Raw genomic sequence first — 20,261 nt, 5'->3', positions numbered from 1 at the left:
TTTAATGACTTCCTGTCAACTCATACCAATCCACATAAGCTTTGTTCACCAACCGGTTTCCTCCGGGAGTCGGATAATTACCTGAGAAATACCAGTCACCCCGATGCTTCGGACATGCTTTGTGCAAATTTTCTATGGATTGATAGATGACCCGAATCTCCGAAGGACAATCTTCCGGAGTAATCATTTGCGCAATTTTGAGGGAGATCTCCTCATCGGTAAAAGGAGCATAAATCTCTTTCACATAATTCACCACCTTTTCTTTCGGCATGCCCACCTGTGCTTTGCTCTTATCGTACACCTCCTTGATCATTTTCTCCATTCCCCTCTCTTTCAGCAAAGCCACCGCAGCATGGAAAGCAATAAATTCTCCCATTCTCGACATATCAATCCCATAACAATCCGGATAACGTATCTGAGGAGAAGAGGAAACAATCACAATACGCCTGGGACGGTGACGACAAAGAATCTTGATAATGCTCTGACGTAAAGTCGTCCCCCGCACAATACTATCGTCAATAACCACAATAGAATCCTGACCTTCCCGCACTGTACCGTACGTTGTATCATACACATGCGCAGCCAAATCATTCCGGCTGTTTCCTTCAGCAATAAACGTACGCAGCTTAATATCTTTTATAGCTAATTTTTCTGTCCGCACCTGCTTGGCCAATATTTCACGAATCTGTCCGCAAGTGAGCAAATCTTTCTGTTCACAAATCATTTCACACTTCTGCCGGTCCAGCCATGCTTCCAACCCCTGCATCATCCCATAATAAGCAATCTCCGCCGTATTGGGAATAAAAGAAAAAACAGTATGGTCCAAATCGTAGCCTACCTGTTTTAAAATATCCTCTGTCAGCAAACGCCCCAACTCTTTCCGTTCTTTATAAATATCACAATCACTTCCCCTGGAAAAGTAAATCCGCTCAAAAGAACAAGGCATCACGTTTAAAGCCGGATGAATCTGACTGAGTTTCCAGCTTCCGTTTCTTTTTACAACAATGCTCTGCCCCGGCAAAAGTTCACACACATCCTCCACTTTCAAATCAAAAACAGTCTGAATCACAGGACGTTCAGAAGCAACTACAATAACTTCTTCACTGACATAATAAAAAGCAGGCCGAATTCCCTGCGGATCACGAAAAGCAAACATATCACCGCTTCCCGTCAGACCCGTAATCACATATCCGCCATCCCATAAAGCCGAGGCCTCCCGAAGAATATGTTCTATATCAATATTATTTTCTATAGCCTCATTGATGTCCTGCCCATTAAGCCCTTCTTCCTTGAATCGGCGATACAACCGTTCCACCTCATCATCCAACAGATAGCCCAATTGCTCCAATATGATAAATGTATCCGCATTATGCCTCGGATGCTGACCGCGCTCCACAATATAAGACATAATCTCATCCACATTGGTCAGGTTAAAATTTCCCGCCAAAGATAAATTCCGGCTTCTCCAGTTATTCCGGCGCAAAAAAGGATGTAAATAAGAAATTCCGGAACGTCCCGTAGTACTGTAACGCAAATGCCCCATATACATCTCCCCCGCAAAAGGCAAACTTTCCGGCACCGCTTCCGGCTCAACCTTACGGTAGTCTGTTATAGCCCGGCCGATAGTAGAAAATATTTCCTGGATAGCACCCGTTCCTTCAGCTCTTTCCCGGAAAATATACTCTTCACCCGGACAGGCATTCAACTTGACTGTTGCCATACCGGCCCCTTCCTGTCCCCGGTTGTGCTGTTTCTCCATCAAAAGATAAAGCTTATTCAATCCCCACAAAGCATCTCCGTATTTCTGGTGGTAGTACTCCAAAGGCTTCAACAACCGCACCATGGCTATACCACATTCATGTTTTATTGCATCACTCATATTAAAAATTACTTGGAATCAAAGTTACAAAATTTCCCGTTACTTATACGTCATAACCTCTCTCTGTATAATTCAATCAGACGGGATACGGCATATTTCTCCACTTCCTGATGACCCACTTGTAAATAATCCTGCATCCCTACTGAAAAACAACTGACTTCCAATTCATAAAAACGCGCATAGATAATGCGATGGGAAAGTACATGCTTCGGCATTTCAACCATACGCAACACCTGGATTTCCTCCACCCCCTCCATTAAAGTGGTATACGCCGCCGTTCTTTGTAAATCAGCAAAATCCATAGCTTCTACCGTTTCTATCAAAGGATATTCATAAAGATTCTGCCAGATATCTTTCTCATTCCGACGAGCCAGTAAAGTCACTCCCTGGCAATGAATATGAAGATAATTGAAATAACGGACTTTCACAGCAGTTTTCCCGGCTTTCACAGGCAATTCATTTATCCTGCCGGAAGAAAACGCCGCACAACGCTCCCGCAAAGGACAATACAGACATTGAGGTGCTTTCGGCGTACACTGTACTGCGCCAAAATCCATAATAGCCTGATTATAAAGTTCCGGACAAACCTTATCCAGTAACACCTGCGCCAATTCCGCGAACTCTTTCTTTCCTTCACAACTATCTATGGGAGTATCTATGCCAAACACCCGTCCCAATACCCGGTACACATTCCCATCCACCACGGCATAAGGCTGTTTCCAGGCAAATGAACAAATGGCAGCAGCCGTATACTCTCCGATACCCTTCAAAGAAAGTACGTCTTCATACTTCCGGGGAAATTCTCCGCCAAAGCGGGACATAATAGCTTTTGCAGCAGCATGCAAATTACGGGCACGGCTGTAATAGCCCAACCCCTGCCAATATTTCATGACCTCATCCTCTTCCGCCTCTGCCAATGCCCGCACATCCGGAAAACGCTCCATGAAACGATTGAAATATTGCAGTCCCTGGACTACCCGTGTCTGCTGTAAAATAATCTCTGAAATCCAAATCCGGTACGGATCTGTCGTCTCCCGCCAAGGCAACTGCCGCTTATTCTCCGTATACCAACGAATCAAAACCTTTCCGATATCCATCGCTAAACCACAATTTTAGACCGTAAAAACACGGCTTGACAACCAGCTTATAACTACTCCTGAATGAGTACCGTCACCACTGCTCCCACAAAATCCACCAAATCTCCCGGAGCCATCCGCACCTGTAATCCCCGCACTCCTGCACTGATATATATATAATCGAAATCCATACAAGAAGTATGGATAAAAGTAGGTAAAGTTTTTTTCATTCCGATGGGCGAACACCCACCTCGGATATATCCTGTTGCCGGCAGCAATTCCTTCATGTGGAGCAATTCCGCACTTTTATTACCGGAAGCCCTGGCAGCCTTTTTTAAATCAACCTCTGCGTCTCCCGGAACAACACATACGAATAACCCGCTCCTGTCTCCCCGCAGTACCAAGGTCTTAAATACCTGTGCAATATCCTCCCCCAATTGTTCCGCCACATGGGTTGCCGCCAGATTCTCTTCGTCCACTTGATAAGGCACCAGTTCATAGCTGATTTTCGCCTTATCCAGCAAACGCACTGCATTCGTTTTATTGATTTTTAATGCCATCGGTCCTTCGTCCAGTTCCTGCAAAATACATCCCTACTTATGCAGTCCGCACTCCTTGTGGTCCGCATCTTCCCACCACCAACGCCCGGCACGAATATCTTCACCGGATTTTATAGCCCGGGTACAAGGTTGGCACCCAATACTGGGAAATCCTTGGTCATGCAATTTATTATAAGGAACTCCGTGGGTCCGGATATATTCCCAAACCTGCTCTTCACTCCAGGTAATCAAAGGATTCAGTTTCAACAAACCGTTTCCGGCATCCCACTCCACCAAATGATTATCCGTACGGGTAACGGACTGAGCATGACGCAAACCGCATATCCACACCTTTAACCCACAAAATGCCCGCTTCAACGGCTCAAGCTTCCTCACATGGCAACACAGCCTCCTTTTCTCTATACTTTCATAAAACAAATTCACCCCATTCGCATTTACCATCTGCTCCAAATCATGATAATCCGGAAAAAACAACTGTATCTTGATTCCATAAGTCAGGTTTGTACGCTCAATCAAACTATAAGTCTCCGGAAACAAACGGCCTGTATCTAAGGTAAAGATACGGGTTCCCTTGTCAATCCGGCAAATCATATCCGTCAACACCTGATCCTCTACCCCCAGGCTGGAAGCCAAAGCAATATCTCCTTTATACTCATTCAGACAATAAGCCAGCACCTCCTGTGGCTCCCGTCCGGCAAAGCGCTCATTCAAATAATCGGCTATTTTTTGCATCTTAAAAGATTAGATTACCGGGTTCACAACCCTTGTTTAACTAAAAACGCCGGACAGATATTTTTGGGTGAGTTCCTTCTGGGGATTCTTAAATATCTGCTCCGCAGGACCGGCCTCCACAATCTCTCCCATATACATGAAAATCACATAATCAGCAATTCTCAGAGCCTGCCGTAAAGTATGCGTTACCAAAACAATCGCATACTCTTCCTTCAGCTTCAAAAAGAGATCTTCAATGGTCTTGCTGGAAATAGGGTCTAATGCAGAAGTCGCCTCATCAGCCAGAATAAATTGAGGTTCAACCGCTAATCCCCGGGCCAGGCACAAACGTTGTTGTTGCCCGATAGACATCCGTCCTGCCGGAGAATGCAAACGGTCTTTCACCTCCTCCCACAACCCGACAGCCTGTAAATAATGCCGGACCACCATATTCAGCTTCTTCCGGTTCCGTAAACCATGAATGCGGCACCCATACGCAATATTGTCATAAATAGACATAGGCAGCGGACAAGGACGCTGGGACAGTAACCCCATTTTACGCCGGATATGAGTAATCTCCACCCCCGGAGCATACAATTCCTCTCCGTCAACCAATACTTTCCCGCTAATTTTCACATCCTCATTATTGTCCAATAAACGATTCAGGCTTTTCAATAAAGTAGACTTACCACAACCGGAAGGCCCGATAATACAAGTAATCTTTCGGTCAGGAATCTCAGTCGAAACATCTTTCAAAATATGATTATGCTGGATAGTCACATTCAGATTTTCCACAATCATATTCGAACGCCTCGATTCATTAGTACAAAATTTCTGATAAGGACGAAAGAAACCTTTCTTCAACTCAGTTTCGTTCAAATCCTGCATATACCATTTAATCTTCTTACCCAAAAAAGGAATATTCATATCTTTCAGTTACAAAGTTACAACACTTGGCAGGTTAAACCGGATTTATATCTTATTTCTGGAAAAACGATTCGTAATAATCCGTCCCAGTATACTCAAAATCAAAACAATAAAAGTTAAAATCAGGGCTGCCGCATAAGCCCGTTCCTGAACTGCCGGAATAGGGCTGCTCAATTGAAAAAATACCGCCAAAGGCAAAGTCGCCGCCGGTTGCCCCAAAGAAACCGGAATATTATCTGTATATCCGGCCGTAAACAACACCGCAGCCGCATCTCCGATAGCCCGCCCGACAGACAACAAAGTAGCAGTTGCAATACCGGGGGCAATCTGCCGTACCACCACTTTGATCGTTTCATAGCGCGTAGCTCCCAAAGAATAAGAAGCATTCAATATATCCTGCGGCAATTCACGGGCTATTTCATCCATAGAACGGATGAAAATAGGAATGATTAACAAAGTAATCACGATAATACCACCACCCAGAGAAGTCTTTAATCCCAAATAAATCATTATGGTAAAAGCAAAAGCCCCATACACAATGGAAGGTATTCCGAACAAGACATCATAAGCCAAACGGGCAAAAGCCCCCCGCTTTGAATTTTTCTTCAAATAAACATTCAGATAAAAAACAACCGGAATGCTGACAACAAGCCCCAATACGGTAGAAGCCCCCACGATATACAAAGAACCCACTATAGCATTAAGCAAACCACCCTCTTTCCCAATATAAAACCCGCCACCGGGCAAAGAAGAAATCATATCCCAACTCATTGCATTCCAGCCATTCCTGACTATAGTATACAAAATACTCCCGACAAACAGAAATACCAGTAAAGTGGTTATCCACATCACTGCCTTCATGGCTTTTTCCTCTATAAACTTTATCTTCATAGTAGCAATCTCCTAAAATCAAACCAATTTCTGTTCCAGTTTTCTCAGAATCAAACGGGACATAATATTAAACACAAACACAACACAGAAAAGAATCAAAGCCGCCAGCATCAGGGCCGATTCATACAACGGCAAAGACAACATTTCTCCATAGTTATTGGCAATCAAAGCCGGCAACGGATAACAGCCGTCAAACAGCGATGAGGGCAACTGCACAATATTTCCACACACCATCAACACTGCAATGGTCTCCCCCATAGCCCTTGATATTGCCAACGTCACGGAAGCAATTATTCCCGGAAAAGTCTTTTTCAACAACACATACTTCGTCGTTTGCCAGCGGGTAGCCCCCAAAGAAAGCGAAGCTTCCCGGTATTCCCGGGGCACTGACGAAAATAACTCCACAAACAAACTGATCAGCAAAGGCAATACCATAATTCCCAACACAATCCCCGCAGCCAAAGTTGAGTACCCCGTAGAATATTCTACAAAATGAGGTGCCAAAGTATCGGAAATCCAGGGAACTATCACTAAAATCCCCCAAACGCCATAAACCACCGAAGGAAGGCCGGCCAATATATCCAAAGCAGGAAAAACCACTTTCTTCACCCAAGCCTTCGAATTCTCAGTTAAGAAAATAGCTGTAAACAAAGCCACAGGCAAAGTCCAAAGTACAGCAATCGCTGTCACCCAAAGCGTCCCCATCACAAAGGGCAAAAAGCCGAAATCACCCCGCATGGGTTTCCATTTCGACGTACAAAGCAACTCCCACAACGACTTCTCATGCAAAATAGGCATCGATTTTATCAATAAGCCGATACCTATCAGTACCACCAACAAAACCGATACCATGGTAAAAGTAAGCATGACAGAACCTGCCATCTTATCCTTCATAAGCCGGAACTTCGAAGTAAACCGGATGATTTGACCTGCTTGTTCTGAATTCATTTTGACTGCAATTTCAGTAATTCCTCTTCTAAAAGCTCAGTTGAAAGACTGATATACCCTACCTCCGAAGCATATTGTTGTCCGTCTGTCAGAATAAATTCAAGGAAAGCCAGCACTTCCGGTTTTTCTGGAATACCGTTTGCTACCAAAAACAAATTCCGGGCCGGAGGACTGGGATATTTTCCCTCGGCAATCGCTGCATTCAACTGCGTACTTGTTTCATAAAAATCCTCTTCCGGGTCTATCCGTCCGTTTCCATTCAGGTCCAGAGGACAAACCGTTATATGACGATAAGGTTTCTTGGTATTTATGTCATAAGCATAGGCAATATTATTAAAACCGATTCCTATCTTATCCCGCTGGACGACAGAAGTGACTCCGGGATCTCCGAAAACGGCAGTCCCTTCCAAATCTTCCTGCTGAGCCTCCAACCAGGCAGCAAAAGTCTCGGCAGCTCCGCAAGCGTCAGAACGGGTATATACATGCACCGGTATCGTACTCTCCGTTCCCAATACATCTCCCCAGGTCTTTGCTGTCGTATGAAGCCATAAATCCTGCGCAACCTCCCGTTTTAAACCGATGGCCAAAATCTGCTGAATCAAGGGATTCTCAGAATTGATAGTCGGAACTACCGCATCTTTTACCACCGCTATAGGAAAAGCCCCTTTAGCTATCTCCTGAGGATAAATATCCCTGGACACCATCCCCAAATCCACAACTTTAGCCAATGCATCCGTAATCCCCTTTCCGGCACCTCCGGCCGAAATATCAATACGCACTTTAGGATGTATTTTCCGAAACTCCTCAGCCCATTTCACAGCCATCGGATACAATGCAAAAGCTCCGGACAACTGAATCTCCCCCTTCAACTCATGACGCAATTCCTGCCTATATCTCTGCCGTTCTGCCAAAACCTGATTTTTTTCCTGGGCATAACACCTCTTTGCTCCCCCCGTCCATACACCCATACAGAAAAAAAACACACAAACAATACGTATATTATACATGTTCTTTCAATTTCAAGTCAAACTAATCCCCCAACAAATATGCAAAGCTATTCATATTCTGTTAAATAACAATACTTCTTTTCCCTTATTTCCGTAAGTTTTTCTACTTATTTTTACACAAAAAAAGGATTCCTTACAGGAATCCTTACATATCAGTCCACTGTCATGGAGCTAAATAAAAGGGTATTGCCGACCCCAGAATTTTTATTCTATTTGCAAAGTAATGATTTTATTTTTAAATACGCAACAAAAAAGTAAATTTTTTTTATTTACCTTATTCCTGCACCGGTTCAAATTCATCTTTCCCGACTCCGCAAAGTGGGCAAACCCAATCATCCGGCAAATCCTCAAAAGCAGTTCCCGGCTCTATACCACTGTCAGGATCCCCCAGAGCAGGATCATAAACGTAATCACATACCGTGCAAATGTACTTTTTCATAACCAACTTTATTTTATATCCATAATATGAAAAAACATCCGATTATCCGGACCATTTTTCCTTATATACGGTCTCTCCGGATAAAAGTTAGAAATATGACAAAAAAATTCAGATTTTAGTACACAATTCCACAATACGGACAATCATCTGCACCGCCTTTTCCATAGAAAGCACGGGAATATATTCATACCGTCCATGAAAATTATGTCCGCCGGTAAACAAATTAGGAGTAGGTAATCCCATAAATGAAAGCCTTGCCCCGTCTGTACCCCCGCGCACCGGAACAATCTGAGGCTTCACACCCACCTCTTGCATTGCCTGCTTGGCAATGTCAACAATATAATACACGGGCTCTATCTTCTCCCGCATATTGCTATACTGGTCTTTCATTTCCAGGTCAATGATCAGACCGAAACGGCGGGAAAATTCCCTCACTCCGTTTTCTATGGTGTTCTTTCTCCACTCCAGCCTGTCCCGGTCAAAATCCCGAATCAGAATTTCCACCTCGGTTGTCTCCACATCTCCTTTAATAGAATAAACATGAAAAAAACCTTCATACCCGGAAGTATTTTCCGGCACTTCCTTACGAGGCAGACTCAAAAGAAATTCGTTCGCCACAGCAATGGAATTGACCATTTTATTCTTTGCATAACCGGGATGAAAATTCCGTCCTTTAAAAACGACCTTAGCATAAGCAGCATTAAAATTTTCAAATTCCAGTTCCCCGATTTCTCCACCATCCAGCGTATAAGCAAACTTAGCCCCAAACTTTTTCACATCAAAATGATCGGCCCCCTTGCCTATCTCTTCATCCGGCGTAAAGCAAACACAGATTTTTCCATGTTTTATTTCCGGATTTTCAATCAGGTATTCCATCGCTGTCAGTATCTCAGCAATCCCGGCTTTATCATCCGCCCCCAACAAACTATTGCCATCCGTCGTAATCAAAGTCTGCCCGATATAATTTCCCAATTCCGGAAAGTCATCCGTCGTAATGGCAATTCCCTTCTCCTTGTTCAGAACAATATCATTCCCACTATAATTCGTGACAATCTGAGGATTTACAAATTCTCCCTCCATCTCAGGACTCGTATCCAAATGGGCAATAAAACCCACCGCCGGAGTCTCTCTGTCCACATTCGAAGGAAGAAATCCCATCACATAGCCATATTTATCCACACTCACCTCCTGCAACCCCATCGCTTTCATCTCATGGCACAAAACTTCTGCAAATTCCAGTTGCCCCCGCGTGCTGGGAGTCACCCCCGCATGCGGGTCAGATTGGGTGCCAAACTTGACGTAACTTAAAAAACGCTCCGTGACATTCATACCAAACATCATTCATTAATAGGCCTTCGCTATCAGCACCCGCCTATGGGAAGGTTTACCGCTCACCATATCTTTCCCTTCCTCATCCGGACTGTCAAAAGGAATACAACGAATGGTAGCCTTCGTTTCAGCCTTGATCCGTTCTTCCGTTTCAGCCGTGCCGTCCCAATGACACAGGAAAAATCCTCCTTTAGTTTCCAACAACTCTTTAAACTCCTCATAGGAATCCACTTTCGTAATCTTACTATCTCTGAAACAAAGAGCTTTTTGATAAATATTTTCCTGGATCTCCTCCAGCAATTTCTCTACATATTCCTCTATTCCCTCCAAAGGCAGAGTTTCCTTGGTCAAAGTGTCCCGCCGGGCCACCTCAATCGTACCATTCGCCAAATCCCGCTCACCTATTGCCAAACGCACAGGTACTCCCCTCAGTTCATAATCGGCAAATTTCCATCCCGGTTTCTGGGTATCCCGGTCATCATATTTTACAGAAATTCCCTTAGCCTTCAGTTTTTCTATTACCCCCTCTACTTTCGCGCTGATTTTCTGTAATCCCTCAACACCCTTGTAAATAGGTACAATGACAACCTGCAAAGGAGCCAGCTTCGGAGGCAACACCAGACCATTATCGTCCGAATGAGCCATAATCAGTGCTCCCATCAAACGGGTAGACACCCCCCAGGAAGTTGCCCATACATAATCCAGCTTTCCTTCCTGATTGGTAAACTGAACATCAAACGCCTTCGCGAAATTCTGTCCCAGGAAATGGGAAGTTCCCGCCTGCAAAGCCTTGCCGTCCTGCATCAATGCTTCAATAGTAAAAGTCTCCAATGCACCCGCAAACCGCTCACTCTCACTTTTGCTACCCATTATAACAGGCACTGCCATCCATTTATTGGCAAAATCTGCATATACCCGCACCATCTTATTCGCTTCGGCCAAGGCCTCTTCCCTCGTTGCATGAGCCGTATGGCCCTCCTGCCATAAAAATTCCGCCGTACGTAAAAACATACGGGTACGCATTTCCCAGCGCATCACATTCGCCCATTGATTGCACAAAACAGGCAAATCCCGGTAAGACTGTATCCAATTTTTATAAGTATTCCAAATAATCGTTTCAGAAGTAGGACGGATAATGTATTCTTCCTCCAACCTGGCCGCAGGGTCCACAACCACCCCTCCGCCATTCGGGTCATTTTTCAAACGATAATGAGTCACAACGGCACACTCTTTAGCAAAACCTTCTACATGATCAGCTTCTTTGGAAAAAAAAGATTTGGGAATCAATAAAGGAAAATAAGCATTGACATGACCCGTTTCCTTAAACATATCATCCAATTGACGCTGGATTTTTTCCCAGATTGCATAACCATATGGTTTTATCACCATACACCCCCGAACGGCTGACTGTTCCGCCAATCCGGCTTTTACCACTAACTCATTATACCATTGTGAATAATCTTCGCTTCTTGATGTTAAAAACTTACCCATCTTCTTATTTTTTGATAAAACGGGAGCAAATTTAAAGAAAAAAAATAGTAGATGTGACCGAATTTCACTATTTTTATTCCAGAGAAGCATATCTCTTCCCCTTATCCGGAAAAGCGACAAAAACCATCGGAAGGAAGGGTAAATTTGTGAAAATATTAACACCTTGTAAAAAACATTCCATCATCGGATGGTATAGTTTTTGATAGGTTAAATAAAAAATATATATAAACTCATGAAATCTTTATTATACATAGCAGCATCAGCCCTTATGGCCTCATCCTGCTCCACCGGTAAATCCCTCAGTACGACCATAGAAGACGATATTTATTTCGTCCCGGGTAAAAAAGCCCTGGTTGTTCAAGAAGTAGAGAATATAACCGGACAAAATTTTTCAGAAAATCCTCCCACAAACCGGAACATCCCGACGGAAGAACATTCCGCCTATAAAGGAAGCAGCATTCCCCCGGCAAATTTTTCCAGTTCCAAAAACCAAACCAATGTGCGGGAGAATGTGAATACGTCAGCCTATGTAAACCAACAATTCCAGACAATCAGCGACAGCCAGGATGATTCCGCTTATGAAAGTACCGGTTATTGGGTGGGAGGCTACAAGGGTAACCAAGGAGATTTAAATGAAATTCAACACATTATCAACCAATACCCTGAGGGCTTCGGGTACATTGCCAACGGAGAAAATATTGCTTTGAATCTTTCCTTTGATCCGGATTGGAATGTATACACCGCAAATGGCCGTTATTGGTGGTTTCCCAGCTATACAAATATAGACCTTTATTCTTCCCTGCTGTTCGGAACCTATCCCAAATACATCTGGACAGTGATATGGAACAATCCGAGCTACGACAGGTGGGCTTTCAATAGCGGCTGGCATCTGGGACTCAACATCGGATGGTACAATCCCGGATGGAACTTTCATTTCGGCTGGTACTCCCCCTGGTATAACAACTGGTACGGAAGTTGGTATCCTCCGTATTGGCACCGTCCCTATTGGCATTACCCATACTGGTATTATCCACATTGGAACGGAGGACACTGGGGCGGAGGACATCGCCCCAACAAACCGCAACGCCCCAACTCTCCTGTCCGACCAGGGGTTGGCAACCACATTTCAGGAACACGTCCCGGTTCTTCTTTCCGTCCGGGAGTAAGCGGTACACGGCCTTCTACAACACGGCCGAACACAGGAAGCAATGTACGTCCCGGAAACGGCTTTCAACACCCCGGCACTATGCGTCCGCGTCCCAGTGGAGTACAATCCGGGAATAACCCGGTAAGGCCCGGCGGTATTTCGGCACAACCCACCTTACGTCCCGGAAACAACACCCGGCCTACAACACCTGTACGGCCCAATACCTCCAGACCAGGAACTACGGTCCGACCAACAACGCCAAAACCCGGAACAACAGGATCATATACCCGGCCGGGAACAACAACCCGGCCAGGCAGCACCATCACACGACCAGGCAGCACCATCACACGACCAGGCAGCACCATCACACGGCCAACAACACGGCCGGCTGCCCGCCCCGGCACTTTATCCAGACCCAACAGCCAGAATTACAGCCGGCCGGGTAACAGTAACGTAAAAACATACAGCCGGCCACAAAATACCTACCGCCCGACTTACAATAACAACAGTTCAACACGATATTCTACCGGTAGCCGCAGCAACTTTAACAACGGTTCTGCCGCCCGCAGCAGCGGAACAGTACGCCCGACCACGGTACGCAACGGCGGAGGCCCCAGACGATAAGGAAACTAAAAACGATTGATGCATGAAAAAGTTGAATATTCTTTCAATATTGCTCATAATGGGAGTAAATTCATTCTCTCAGACCGTAAATGATATGGTGAGATACGCCATAACAACCAATACAGGTTCAGCCAGGACATCGGCCATGGGAGGTGCCTTTGGCGCATTGGGCGGCGACATGTCCGCATTTCACGCCAACCCGGCAGGAATAGGAGTATTCCGTAAATCAGAAGTAAGCATCACTCCTTATCTGAACATTGCGAATACCTCTTCGGACAGTCGCTCCGTCCGGAAAGCCTCTTTGCAACTGGCTTCGCTGGGAGGTGTTGCCGCTTTCTACAATCAAGCGTTTGATTGGAAAGGATTCAACTTCGGCATCAACTACACAAACCTGAATAATTTCAATCAAAAAACCAATCAATTTGTCTACCACTCTCCAACCAACTATCCCTTGGTATGGGCCAATGAAGCAAACCTGGCCCTCTCCTACAACGAAGAAATTCCAGACCGCTCGCTCATGGCATACAATGTCGGACTTTTAGAATGGAACCAGGAACTGAACCAATATGAACCGACTTTATGGCCGGCGGAAGAAGTAAGTCAACATATGCTGATCAAAGAAGAAGGATATCAGGGGGAATATGATTTTACTTTCGGCACCAATTATAAAGACAAACTATATCTGGGATTAGGTATCGGCATCCAAACCATCCGCTACAAATACCGTTCCGTATATACGGGAAAAGGAGACCAGACAAACTTCTACGGTATAGACCAATACAATTTCAACCAATATTTAAAAACAGAAGGCGTAGGCACCAATTTCAAAGTAGGCCTGATTTACCGACCTTTGCCGGAAATACGTATCGGGGCGGCCATTCATACTCCCACTTACTTTTCTTTGACAGACGACTACGAAGAAAATATGCGCAATATTTTCTTCGAGGCGGATGAGGAAGGCTATGATACCTATGAAAGCTTTGCCGGACCTTACCGCTACAATTATGATATGCAAACGCCCTGGAAAGCCATGTTCAGCCTGGCAACCGTTTTAATGCAAAAAGCCATTATCAGCCTCGACTACGAATTCAATAATTACCACTCGGCCAAATACAGCAACGGAGAAGAAGGATACGACTTTTATGAACCGGACGGCAACGGTGCGAACAACTTGTTACATTCCGAATTGAAAAATACGCACAATCTGAGGTTCGGTGCGGAATACCGCACCAACAGCGTATTAAGCCTCAGAGCCGGTTATGCATATTGGGCGTCTCCTTACCGCCATACATCCACCGGTAAAATACAAGCAGTGTCCGGTGGATTCGGACTCAACTTCGGGCAATTTTATTGCGATGCCGCCTACATTTACAAATTTGCCGAAAATACGACTTATTTCTACAATTATAAAGACCCGGAAGACCCTTTATATGATGTGATAGCAGAACCGGTCAAAAACAAATACGCCAATCACGAAGGTAAAATCACCCTGGGAGTACGATTTTAACCAACAGATTCAAAAATGAATGAAAAGCTCCGGCCAAAAGTAATAAGAGATTAAAGCGAAAATATTACTTTTGCAACAAATTCCCGGCCCCGACTGTAAACACTGAAACCGGGAATAATAAAGAAGCATGACAAAAAAATTTTACATTGAAACCTACGGATGTCAGATGAACGTAGCCGACAGTGAAGTAGTAGCAGCTATTCTGACAGACAAAGGCTATATACACACAAAAGAGAAAGAAGAAGCTGACATCATTCTGGTAAATACCTGCTCTGTCAGGGAAAATGCCGAGCAGAGAGTGAGAGGGAGAGTACAGGGCTTCTCTGAAATCCGCAAACGCAATCCCCGGTTATTGGTCGGCATCATGGGATGTATGGCCGAACGGCTTGGAGAAAAATTATTTGAAGAAGAAAAAAACGTAAACCTGATTGTCGGTCCTGATGCTTATATGGACCTTCCCCTACTGATAGAAAAAGCTGACCGGGGAGAAAAAGCCATCAACATAGAATTATCCACGACCGAAACCTACAAAGACATCTGTCCGTCCCGGATAGATGAGACCAGCATCTCCGGTTTCGTTTCCATCATGAGAGGGTGTAACAATTTCTGCACCTACTGCATAGTTCCTTATACCCGGGGCCGCGAAAGAAGCCGCAGCCCCCACAGCATCGTCAGCGAAGTCATGGATTTGCAACGCAGAGGGTACAAAGAAGTCACCCTGCTCGGACAAAATGTCAATTCCTATTGCTACAAAGATGACCAAACGGAAATTAAATTCCCTGCTCTGTTGGAAATGGTGGCACAAACCGTACCGCAAATGCGGATCAGATTTGCCACTTCACACCCGAAAGACATGAGTGACGAAACCTTGGAAACCATAGCCCGCTGGTCCAATATCTGCAAAGCAATCCATCTACCCGTACAATCCGGCAGCAATAGCGTACTAAAAGACATGAACCGGAAATATACCCGGGAATGGTACCTGGACCGTATTTCGGCCATCCGCAGGATTATTCCCGACTGCGGTATTTCCACCGATGTTTTTGTAGGCTTCCACAACGAAACAGAAGAAGACTTCCGGGAAACTCTCGAACTGATGGAAGAAGTAGGATTTGACCTGGCCTACATGTTCAAATACTCCGAACGGCCCGGCACAAAAGCTTCCAGGAGTTTGCCGGACAATGTCGACGAAACTACAAAAAGCCGGCGTTTACAGCAACTCATCGATTTGCAAACGGGATGGTCTCTGCAAAGCAACCGCCGGGACATCGGCAAAACCTTTGAAGTACTGGTAGAAGGTGTGTCCAAAAAAAATCCCCACGAAATGTTCGGGCGCAGCAGCCAGAACAAAGTCATCGTATTTCCCGCTCCCGGAATTCAGATAGGTGATTTCGTCCGGGTAAAAGTTAAAGATTGTACCTCTGCCACATTAATAGGAGAAATTGCATAATCATGTATCGTAAGCTACAAAACCAGGAATTAAACCGCCTCAGTCCCGAAGAATATAAACAAGCCCCGAAATTACCGGTAGTCATCATATTGGACAACATCCGGAGTCAGAACAATGTAGGCTCAGTATTCCGAACCTCGGACGCTTTCCGGGTGGAAAAAATCTATCTTTGCGGAATCACCTCCACACCTGAAAACCGGGAGGTACACAAAACGGCCCTCGGAGCAGAAGACGCAGTCGCCTGGGAATACGCACAGGATGCCTTGGCCACTGTGGAAAAACTCAAAGCACAGGGATATAAAATCTACGCCATTGAACAAGCAGAAAATACGACTTCTTTAGAAAATTTCCGGATCACACCGGACGAAAAATATGCCTTGGTTTTCGGAAATGAGGTAAAAGGCGTTCAACAGGAAATCATTAACGCTTCAGACGGTTGTATCGAAATTCCCCAGTTCGGAACCAAACATTCTTTCAATATCTCAGTGACCGTAGGCATGGTACTATGGCAAATCATCCATCCTTTCCTGGATAAGATGAAAAAGGGATATGATTAACCGGGTATACTGTAAAAATGTATACAGCCGCCATTATTCCTGTCCATTCAATTTCCGGACGATACGCACGGCTTCTTTTGCCTCCTTCACATCATGTACCCGCAAGATTTTAGCTCCTTTCAGCAAAGCGTAAGTATTCAACACCGTCGTACCGTTTAAAGCCTCGGACGGAGTGCACTCCAGCAACCGGCATATCATAGACTTACGGGAAATACCCACCAACAAGGGATAACCCAATTCCTGCAAAACCTCCATCCGGTTCATTAACTCATAATTATGGTCCAGCGTTTTGCCGAATCCAAACCCCGGGTCAAGAATCAGATTATCGAATCCCAATGCATTTAAACGCCCGATCCGTTCTACAAAAAAATCCTGTATATCCGCTACTACATCCGTATACACCGGATTTTGCTGCATCGTCTGAGGGGTCCCCTGGATATGCATCAAAATATAGGGCAATCCCGACTTTGCCATAAAATCAAACATCCCCTCATCCATAGTTCCCCCGGAAATATCATTCACAATGACCGGCCCCAGACAAGAAGCAATTTCTTCTGCTACCCGGGCCCTGAAAGTATCTACAGAAACCACAGCATGAGGATAATACTTACGGACCAACTCCACACCCCAGCTCAAACGGGCCAGCTCCTCCTTTTCATCAACAAAAGCAGCCCCCGGACGAGTCGAACAGGCTCCCACGTCTATGATATCAGCTCCCTCTTCCATCAGCCGATGAATCCGCTCAATCGCCTTCACCTCACTCATATACTTCCCACCGTCGTAAAAAGAATCCGGCGTTACATTCAAAATTCCCATTACTAAAGGAACGGACAAATTAATAACCGTATCTCCCAATTTTATTTCCTTCTCCATTACTTTTTGTCTTTTGCCTTTTACCTTTCATTTCTATTTGCTAAATTTACACGTTCAAAATAACAATTAGTTTTTTACATTTCATAGTGTAAAAGGAACGACTTTTAATTATATTCCCGAACTTGTTAAAAATAAACCAAACAACAAGTCAGATTAATAATCAATTAAATGGAAAAAATTACGCCTGACACCACAAAAGAATATGATATTGTGATCGAGACTTGCAGGGATATTTTTTTGAAAAAAATGCATGATTACGGAATGGCCTGGAGGATATTACGCCCCACTTCCCTGACCGACCAGATTTTTATCAAGGCCAATCGAATCCGAAGTATTGAAGAAAAAGGGATTTGTAAGGTCAACGAAGGAATAGTCCCCGAATTCATCGGCATCATCAATTATTCCCTGATGGGACTGATTCAACTGGAACTGGGACCGGGTGAAGATATCAAAGAAGAGCAGGAAAAGATTTCCCGGCTTTATGAAACTTACTTCCAAAAAGCCAAGGAATTAATGCTCAATAAAAACCACGATTACGGAGAAGCCTGGCGCAGCATGCGCACCAGTTCCTATACCGATCTGATTCTCATGAAAATTTACCGCACCAAACAAATCGAGGATAACGAAGGCAACACCCTGATTTCCGAAGGGATAGATGCCAACTATTACGACATGGTCAACTATGCCGTTTTTGCGCTTATCCGCCTGACCTTAGAAGAAAACAAACAGTAACCCTAAACCTGAACGTACTATGAAATTATTGAGGAATATTTGCAGAATCTTAATTGGATTGACTTTTATCTATTCAGGCTTTGTCAAAGGTGTTGATCCATTAGGGTCAAATTACAAATTCATCGACTATTTCAATGCCTTCGGCATGCCCTGGATGAATTTCTCCGCCCTCTTCTTTTCTTTTTTGCTTTCCTTGGCCGAATTTATGATCGGTATCGGCCTGCTCCTGAATATAAAAACCAAATGGGCCAGTTGGGGAGCTTTACTCTTTATGGGAGTCTTTACCCCACTGACTTTGATACTGGCCATCAAAAATCCGGTAACCGACTGCGGGTGCTTCGGCGATGCCCTCGTCCTGACAAACTGGGAAACCTTCTGGAAAAACATTATATTATTGGCACTCACGCTGGTTGTTTTTTATAACCGAACCAAATTCAAGTCCATTTTCAATGTACTGGAAGAAAGTCTGCTCCTGGCAATCACGGCCCTTTTCATGTTGGGTATTGAATGCTATTCCTACCGTCATCTTCCGCTCTTGGATTTTCGTCCTTACGCTATCGGTAAAAACATCACGGAAGGTATGACTATTCCGGAAGGAGCTCCCCATGACCAGTACGAAATTACCCTAAAATACAAAAATAAGAATACCGGTGAAATTAAAGAATTTACCGAGCAAAACTATCCTTGGCAAGATACCCTGAACTGGGAATATGACAGTTCTTCTGAAAAATTAGTGAAAGAAGGCTACAAAGCCCCGATTCACGATTTTGTCATAGAACATCCGGCAATGGGAGACATTACACAGGAAGTCTTAACCGACCCGGGCTACACTTTTTTAGCAATTGCCTATAACATCCAGAAAACCGATCCGGAGAATCAGGAAAAACTAAACCGTCTGGCAGCATACGCCAAAGACAAAGGCTACCGGTTCTATGGCTTGTCCGCTTCCGTAGGGGAAGAAATTCAGCAATACGCCAAAGACCATGACGTCAATTACGACTTCTGTTCTACGGATGAAATTCAACTGAAAACCATAGTACGTTCCAACCCCGGCTTGATTCTGCTGAAGGAAGGTACCATACTCGACAAATGGGGCCACCGGGATTTGCCGGAAGTAGAAGAACTCGAACATACCGATCCGGCAGCCTATTGTCTGATCCGACAACAGCAAATAAAGGATAAATATCTGGTCTATACTTTAATTTTGCTTTATTTAACCTGCTTAACTTTCTATCTCAGCAGAAAATACAAAAAAACAGTCAAATAATTCAACATAACATAGTCTAAACAAAACCATTATGAGAAAAAAAATCGTTGCAGGAAACTGGAAGATGAATAAAACCCTGCAAGAAGGAATTGAATTGGCAAAAGAAGTAAACAACAAAGTGAAGGAAGCCGACATCAAAAACGTAACGGTTGTTATCGGAACCCCTTTTATACATCTGGCAGAAATCAATAAAATAGTTGACCCCAACTTCATTGCTGTATCTGCACAGAACTGCGCAACAGAAGCGTCCGGAGCTTACACAGGTGAGGTCTCAGCAGCAATGGTCGCCTCCACCGGAAGCAAATATGTAATTCTGGGCCACTCGGAAAGAAGAAGTTACTATGGAGAAAACGATGCTATTTTAGTAAAGAAAGTAGAACGCGCCCTGGAAAATCAACTGGAGGTTATCTTCTGCGTCGGAGAAGTCCTGGCAGAAAGAGAAGCCAACAAACATTTTGAAGTGGTGAAATCCCAGCTGGTAAACGGCTTATTCAGCCTCCCGGCAGAACAATTCGCCCACATCGTGATTGCCTATGAACCGGTTTGGGCTATCGGCACCGGAAAAACTGCGACCTCCACTCAGGCAGAAGAAATGCATAATTTTATCCGGAAAACCGTAGCAGAAAAATATGGTCAGGCCGTAGCTGACAATACTTCTATCTTATACGGAGGAAGTTGTAACGCAAAAAATGCAGACGAATTATTCTCCCAACCAAATGTTGACGGCGGTTTAATCGGAGGTGCCTCTTTGAAAGCCGATGATTTTATGGCCATCATAAATGCCCGACAAAATCATTAATTTCTCTTTATGGCAAAAAAACGGCAGCATTCTCAAAAAGAATGCTG

General features: G+C 44.4%; 19 protein-coding genes. 7 read left to right on the top strand and 12 right to left on the bottom strand.

Translation table 11 applies throughout. The features are described 5' to 3' along the window. Position 1: 1 nt before the first annotated feature. From D1136_RS07105 to proS, 11 genes are all read right to left on the bottom strand, one after another. Positions 2-1,879: an amidophosphoribosyltransferase gene (locus D1136_RS07105; RefSeq protein ID WP_161876936.1), complete on the bottom strand. Its 1,878-nt coding sequence runs from the start codon at positions 1,877-1,879 to the stop codon at positions 2-4. 50 nt (positions 1,880-1,929) lie between these two features. Further along, positions 1,930-2,976, bottom strand: coding sequence for an A/G-specific adenine glycosylase (gene mutY / locus D1136_RS07100; RefSeq protein ID WP_161876935.1), 1,047 nt, complete (start codon positions 2,974-2,976; stop codon positions 1,930-1,932). Positions 2,977-3,029: 53 nt separating this feature from the next. Beyond that, a complete protein-coding gene (ybaK, locus tag D1136_RS07095) occupies positions 3,030-3,515 on the bottom strand; it encodes a Cys-tRNA(Pro) deacylase (protein WP_161876993.1) in 486 nt (161 codons plus the stop codon). 33 nt (positions 3,516-3,548) lie between these two features. Then, positions 3,549-4,247: a phosphoadenylyl-sulfate reductase gene (locus D1136_RS07090; protein ID WP_161876934.1), complete on the bottom strand. Its 699-nt coding sequence runs from the start codon at positions 4,245-4,247 to the stop codon at positions 3,549-3,551. A 36-nt stretch (positions 4,248-4,283) separates the two neighbouring features. Next, positions 4,284-5,153 carry a phosphate ABC transporter ATP-binding protein gene (locus D1136_RS07085; protein ID WP_202623091.1) on the bottom strand — a complete coding sequence of 290 codons (870 nt, stop codon included), beginning with the start codon at positions 5,151-5,153 and terminating at the stop codon, positions 4,284-4,286. Positions 5,154-5,198: 45 nt separating this feature from the next. Further along, on the bottom strand, positions 5,199-6,044 hold the full coding sequence (locus D1136_RS07080) for a PstA family ABC transporter permease (RefSeq protein ID WP_161876933.1): 846 nt from the start codon (positions 6,042-6,044) through the stop codon (positions 5,199-5,201). Positions 6,045-6,062: 18 nt separating this feature from the next. Then, entirely contained in the window at positions 6,063-6,992 is a 930-nt protein-coding gene (gene pstC, locus D1136_RS07075) for a phosphate ABC transporter permease subunit PstC (RefSeq protein WP_161876932.1), read from the bottom strand. Further along, on the bottom strand, positions 6,989-7,999 hold the full coding sequence (locus tag D1136_RS07070) for a PstS family phosphate ABC transporter substrate-binding protein (RefSeq protein ID WP_161876931.1): 1,011 nt from the start codon (positions 7,997-7,999) through the stop codon (positions 6,989-6,991). Before D1136_RS07070 ends, pstC begins: the two co-directional genes overlap by 4 nt. A gap of 274 nt (positions 8,000-8,273) precedes the next feature. Beyond that, positions 8,274-8,438 (bottom strand): rubredoxin, encoded by a 165-nt coding sequence (gene rd / locus D1136_RS07065; RefSeq protein ID WP_161876930.1) that lies wholly within the window; start codon positions 8,436-8,438, stop codon positions 8,274-8,276. A 108-nt stretch (positions 8,439-8,546) separates the two neighbouring features. Beyond that, positions 8,547-9,767: a peptidase T gene (gene pepT, locus D1136_RS07060; protein WP_161876929.1), complete on the bottom strand. Its 1,221-nt coding sequence runs from the start codon at positions 9,765-9,767 to the stop codon at positions 8,547-8,549. A 15-nt stretch (positions 9,768-9,782) separates the two neighbouring features. Further along, positions 9,783-11,258 (bottom strand): proline--tRNA ligase, encoded by a 1,476-nt coding sequence (gene proS, locus D1136_RS07055; protein WP_161876928.1) that lies wholly within the window; start codon positions 11,256-11,258, stop codon positions 9,783-9,785. 232 nt (positions 11,259-11,490) lie between these two features. Here proS and D1136_RS07050 point away from each other — a divergent pair, with 232 nt between their 5' ends. The 4 genes from D1136_RS07050 to D1136_RS07035 all read left to right on the top strand — a co-directional run bounded on the left by D1136_RS07050 (position 11,491) and on the right by D1136_RS07035 (position 16,543). Then, on the top strand, positions 11,491-13,029 hold the full coding sequence (locus D1136_RS07050; protein WP_161876927.1) for a hypothetical protein: 1,539 nt from the start codon (positions 11,491-11,493) through the stop codon (positions 13,027-13,029). Between the two features lie 22 nt (positions 13,030-13,051). Continuing rightward, a complete protein-coding gene (locus D1136_RS07045) occupies positions 13,052-14,536 on the top strand; it encodes an OmpP1/FadL family transporter (protein WP_161876926.1) in 1,485 nt (494 codons plus the stop codon). Between the two features lie 127 nt (positions 14,537-14,663). Next, the gene (miaB, locus tag D1136_RS07040) at positions 14,664-15,986 is read left to right on the top strand and encodes a tRNA (N6-isopentenyl adenosine(37)-C2)-methylthiotransferase MiaB (RefSeq protein WP_161876925.1); all 1,323 of its coding nucleotides are present in this window, start codon (positions 14,664-14,666) and stop codon (positions 15,984-15,986) included. A 2-nt stretch (positions 15,987-15,988) separates the two neighbouring features. Further along, positions 15,989-16,543, top strand: coding sequence for an RNA methyltransferase (locus tag D1136_RS07035; RefSeq protein WP_161876924.1), 555 nt, complete (start codon positions 15,989-15,991; stop codon positions 16,541-16,543). A 33-nt stretch (positions 16,544-16,576) separates the two neighbouring features. Here the strand turns inward: D1136_RS07035 and folP are convergent, their stop codons facing one another. Beyond that, a complete protein-coding gene (gene folP / locus D1136_RS07030; RefSeq protein WP_161876923.1) occupies positions 16,577-17,416 on the bottom strand; it encodes a dihydropteroate synthase in 840 nt (279 codons plus the stop codon). A gap of 168 nt (positions 17,417-17,584) precedes the next feature. On the opposite strand from folP, the gene D1136_RS07025 reads away from it, so the two are divergent. The 3 genes from D1136_RS07025 to tpiA are packed head-to-tail and all read left to right on the top strand — an operon-like array spanning position 17,585 to position 20,214. Continuing rightward, a complete protein-coding gene (locus tag D1136_RS07025) occupies positions 17,585-18,148 on the top strand; it encodes a DUF1599 domain-containing protein (RefSeq protein WP_161876922.1) in 564 nt (187 codons plus the stop codon). Between the two features lie 19 nt (positions 18,149-18,167). Beyond that, entirely contained in the window at positions 18,168-19,415 is a 1,248-nt protein-coding gene (locus D1136_RS07020; protein ID WP_161876921.1) for a BT_3928 family protein, read from the top strand. Between the two features lie 31 nt (positions 19,416-19,446). Next, positions 19,447-20,214, top strand: coding sequence for a triose-phosphate isomerase (gene tpiA / locus D1136_RS07015; protein ID WP_161876920.1), 768 nt, complete (start codon positions 19,447-19,449; stop codon positions 20,212-20,214). Positions 20,215-20,261: the final 47 nt, after the last annotated feature.

The sequence above is a fragment of the Odoribacter sp. Z80 genome (assembly GCF_009935865.1).
Classification (GTDB): Bacteria; Bacteroidota; Bacteroidia; order Bacteroidales; family Marinifilaceae; genus Odoribacter.
Note: the sequence above shows the minus strand (reverse complement) of the source record. Positions and strands in the feature narration are given on the sequence as shown.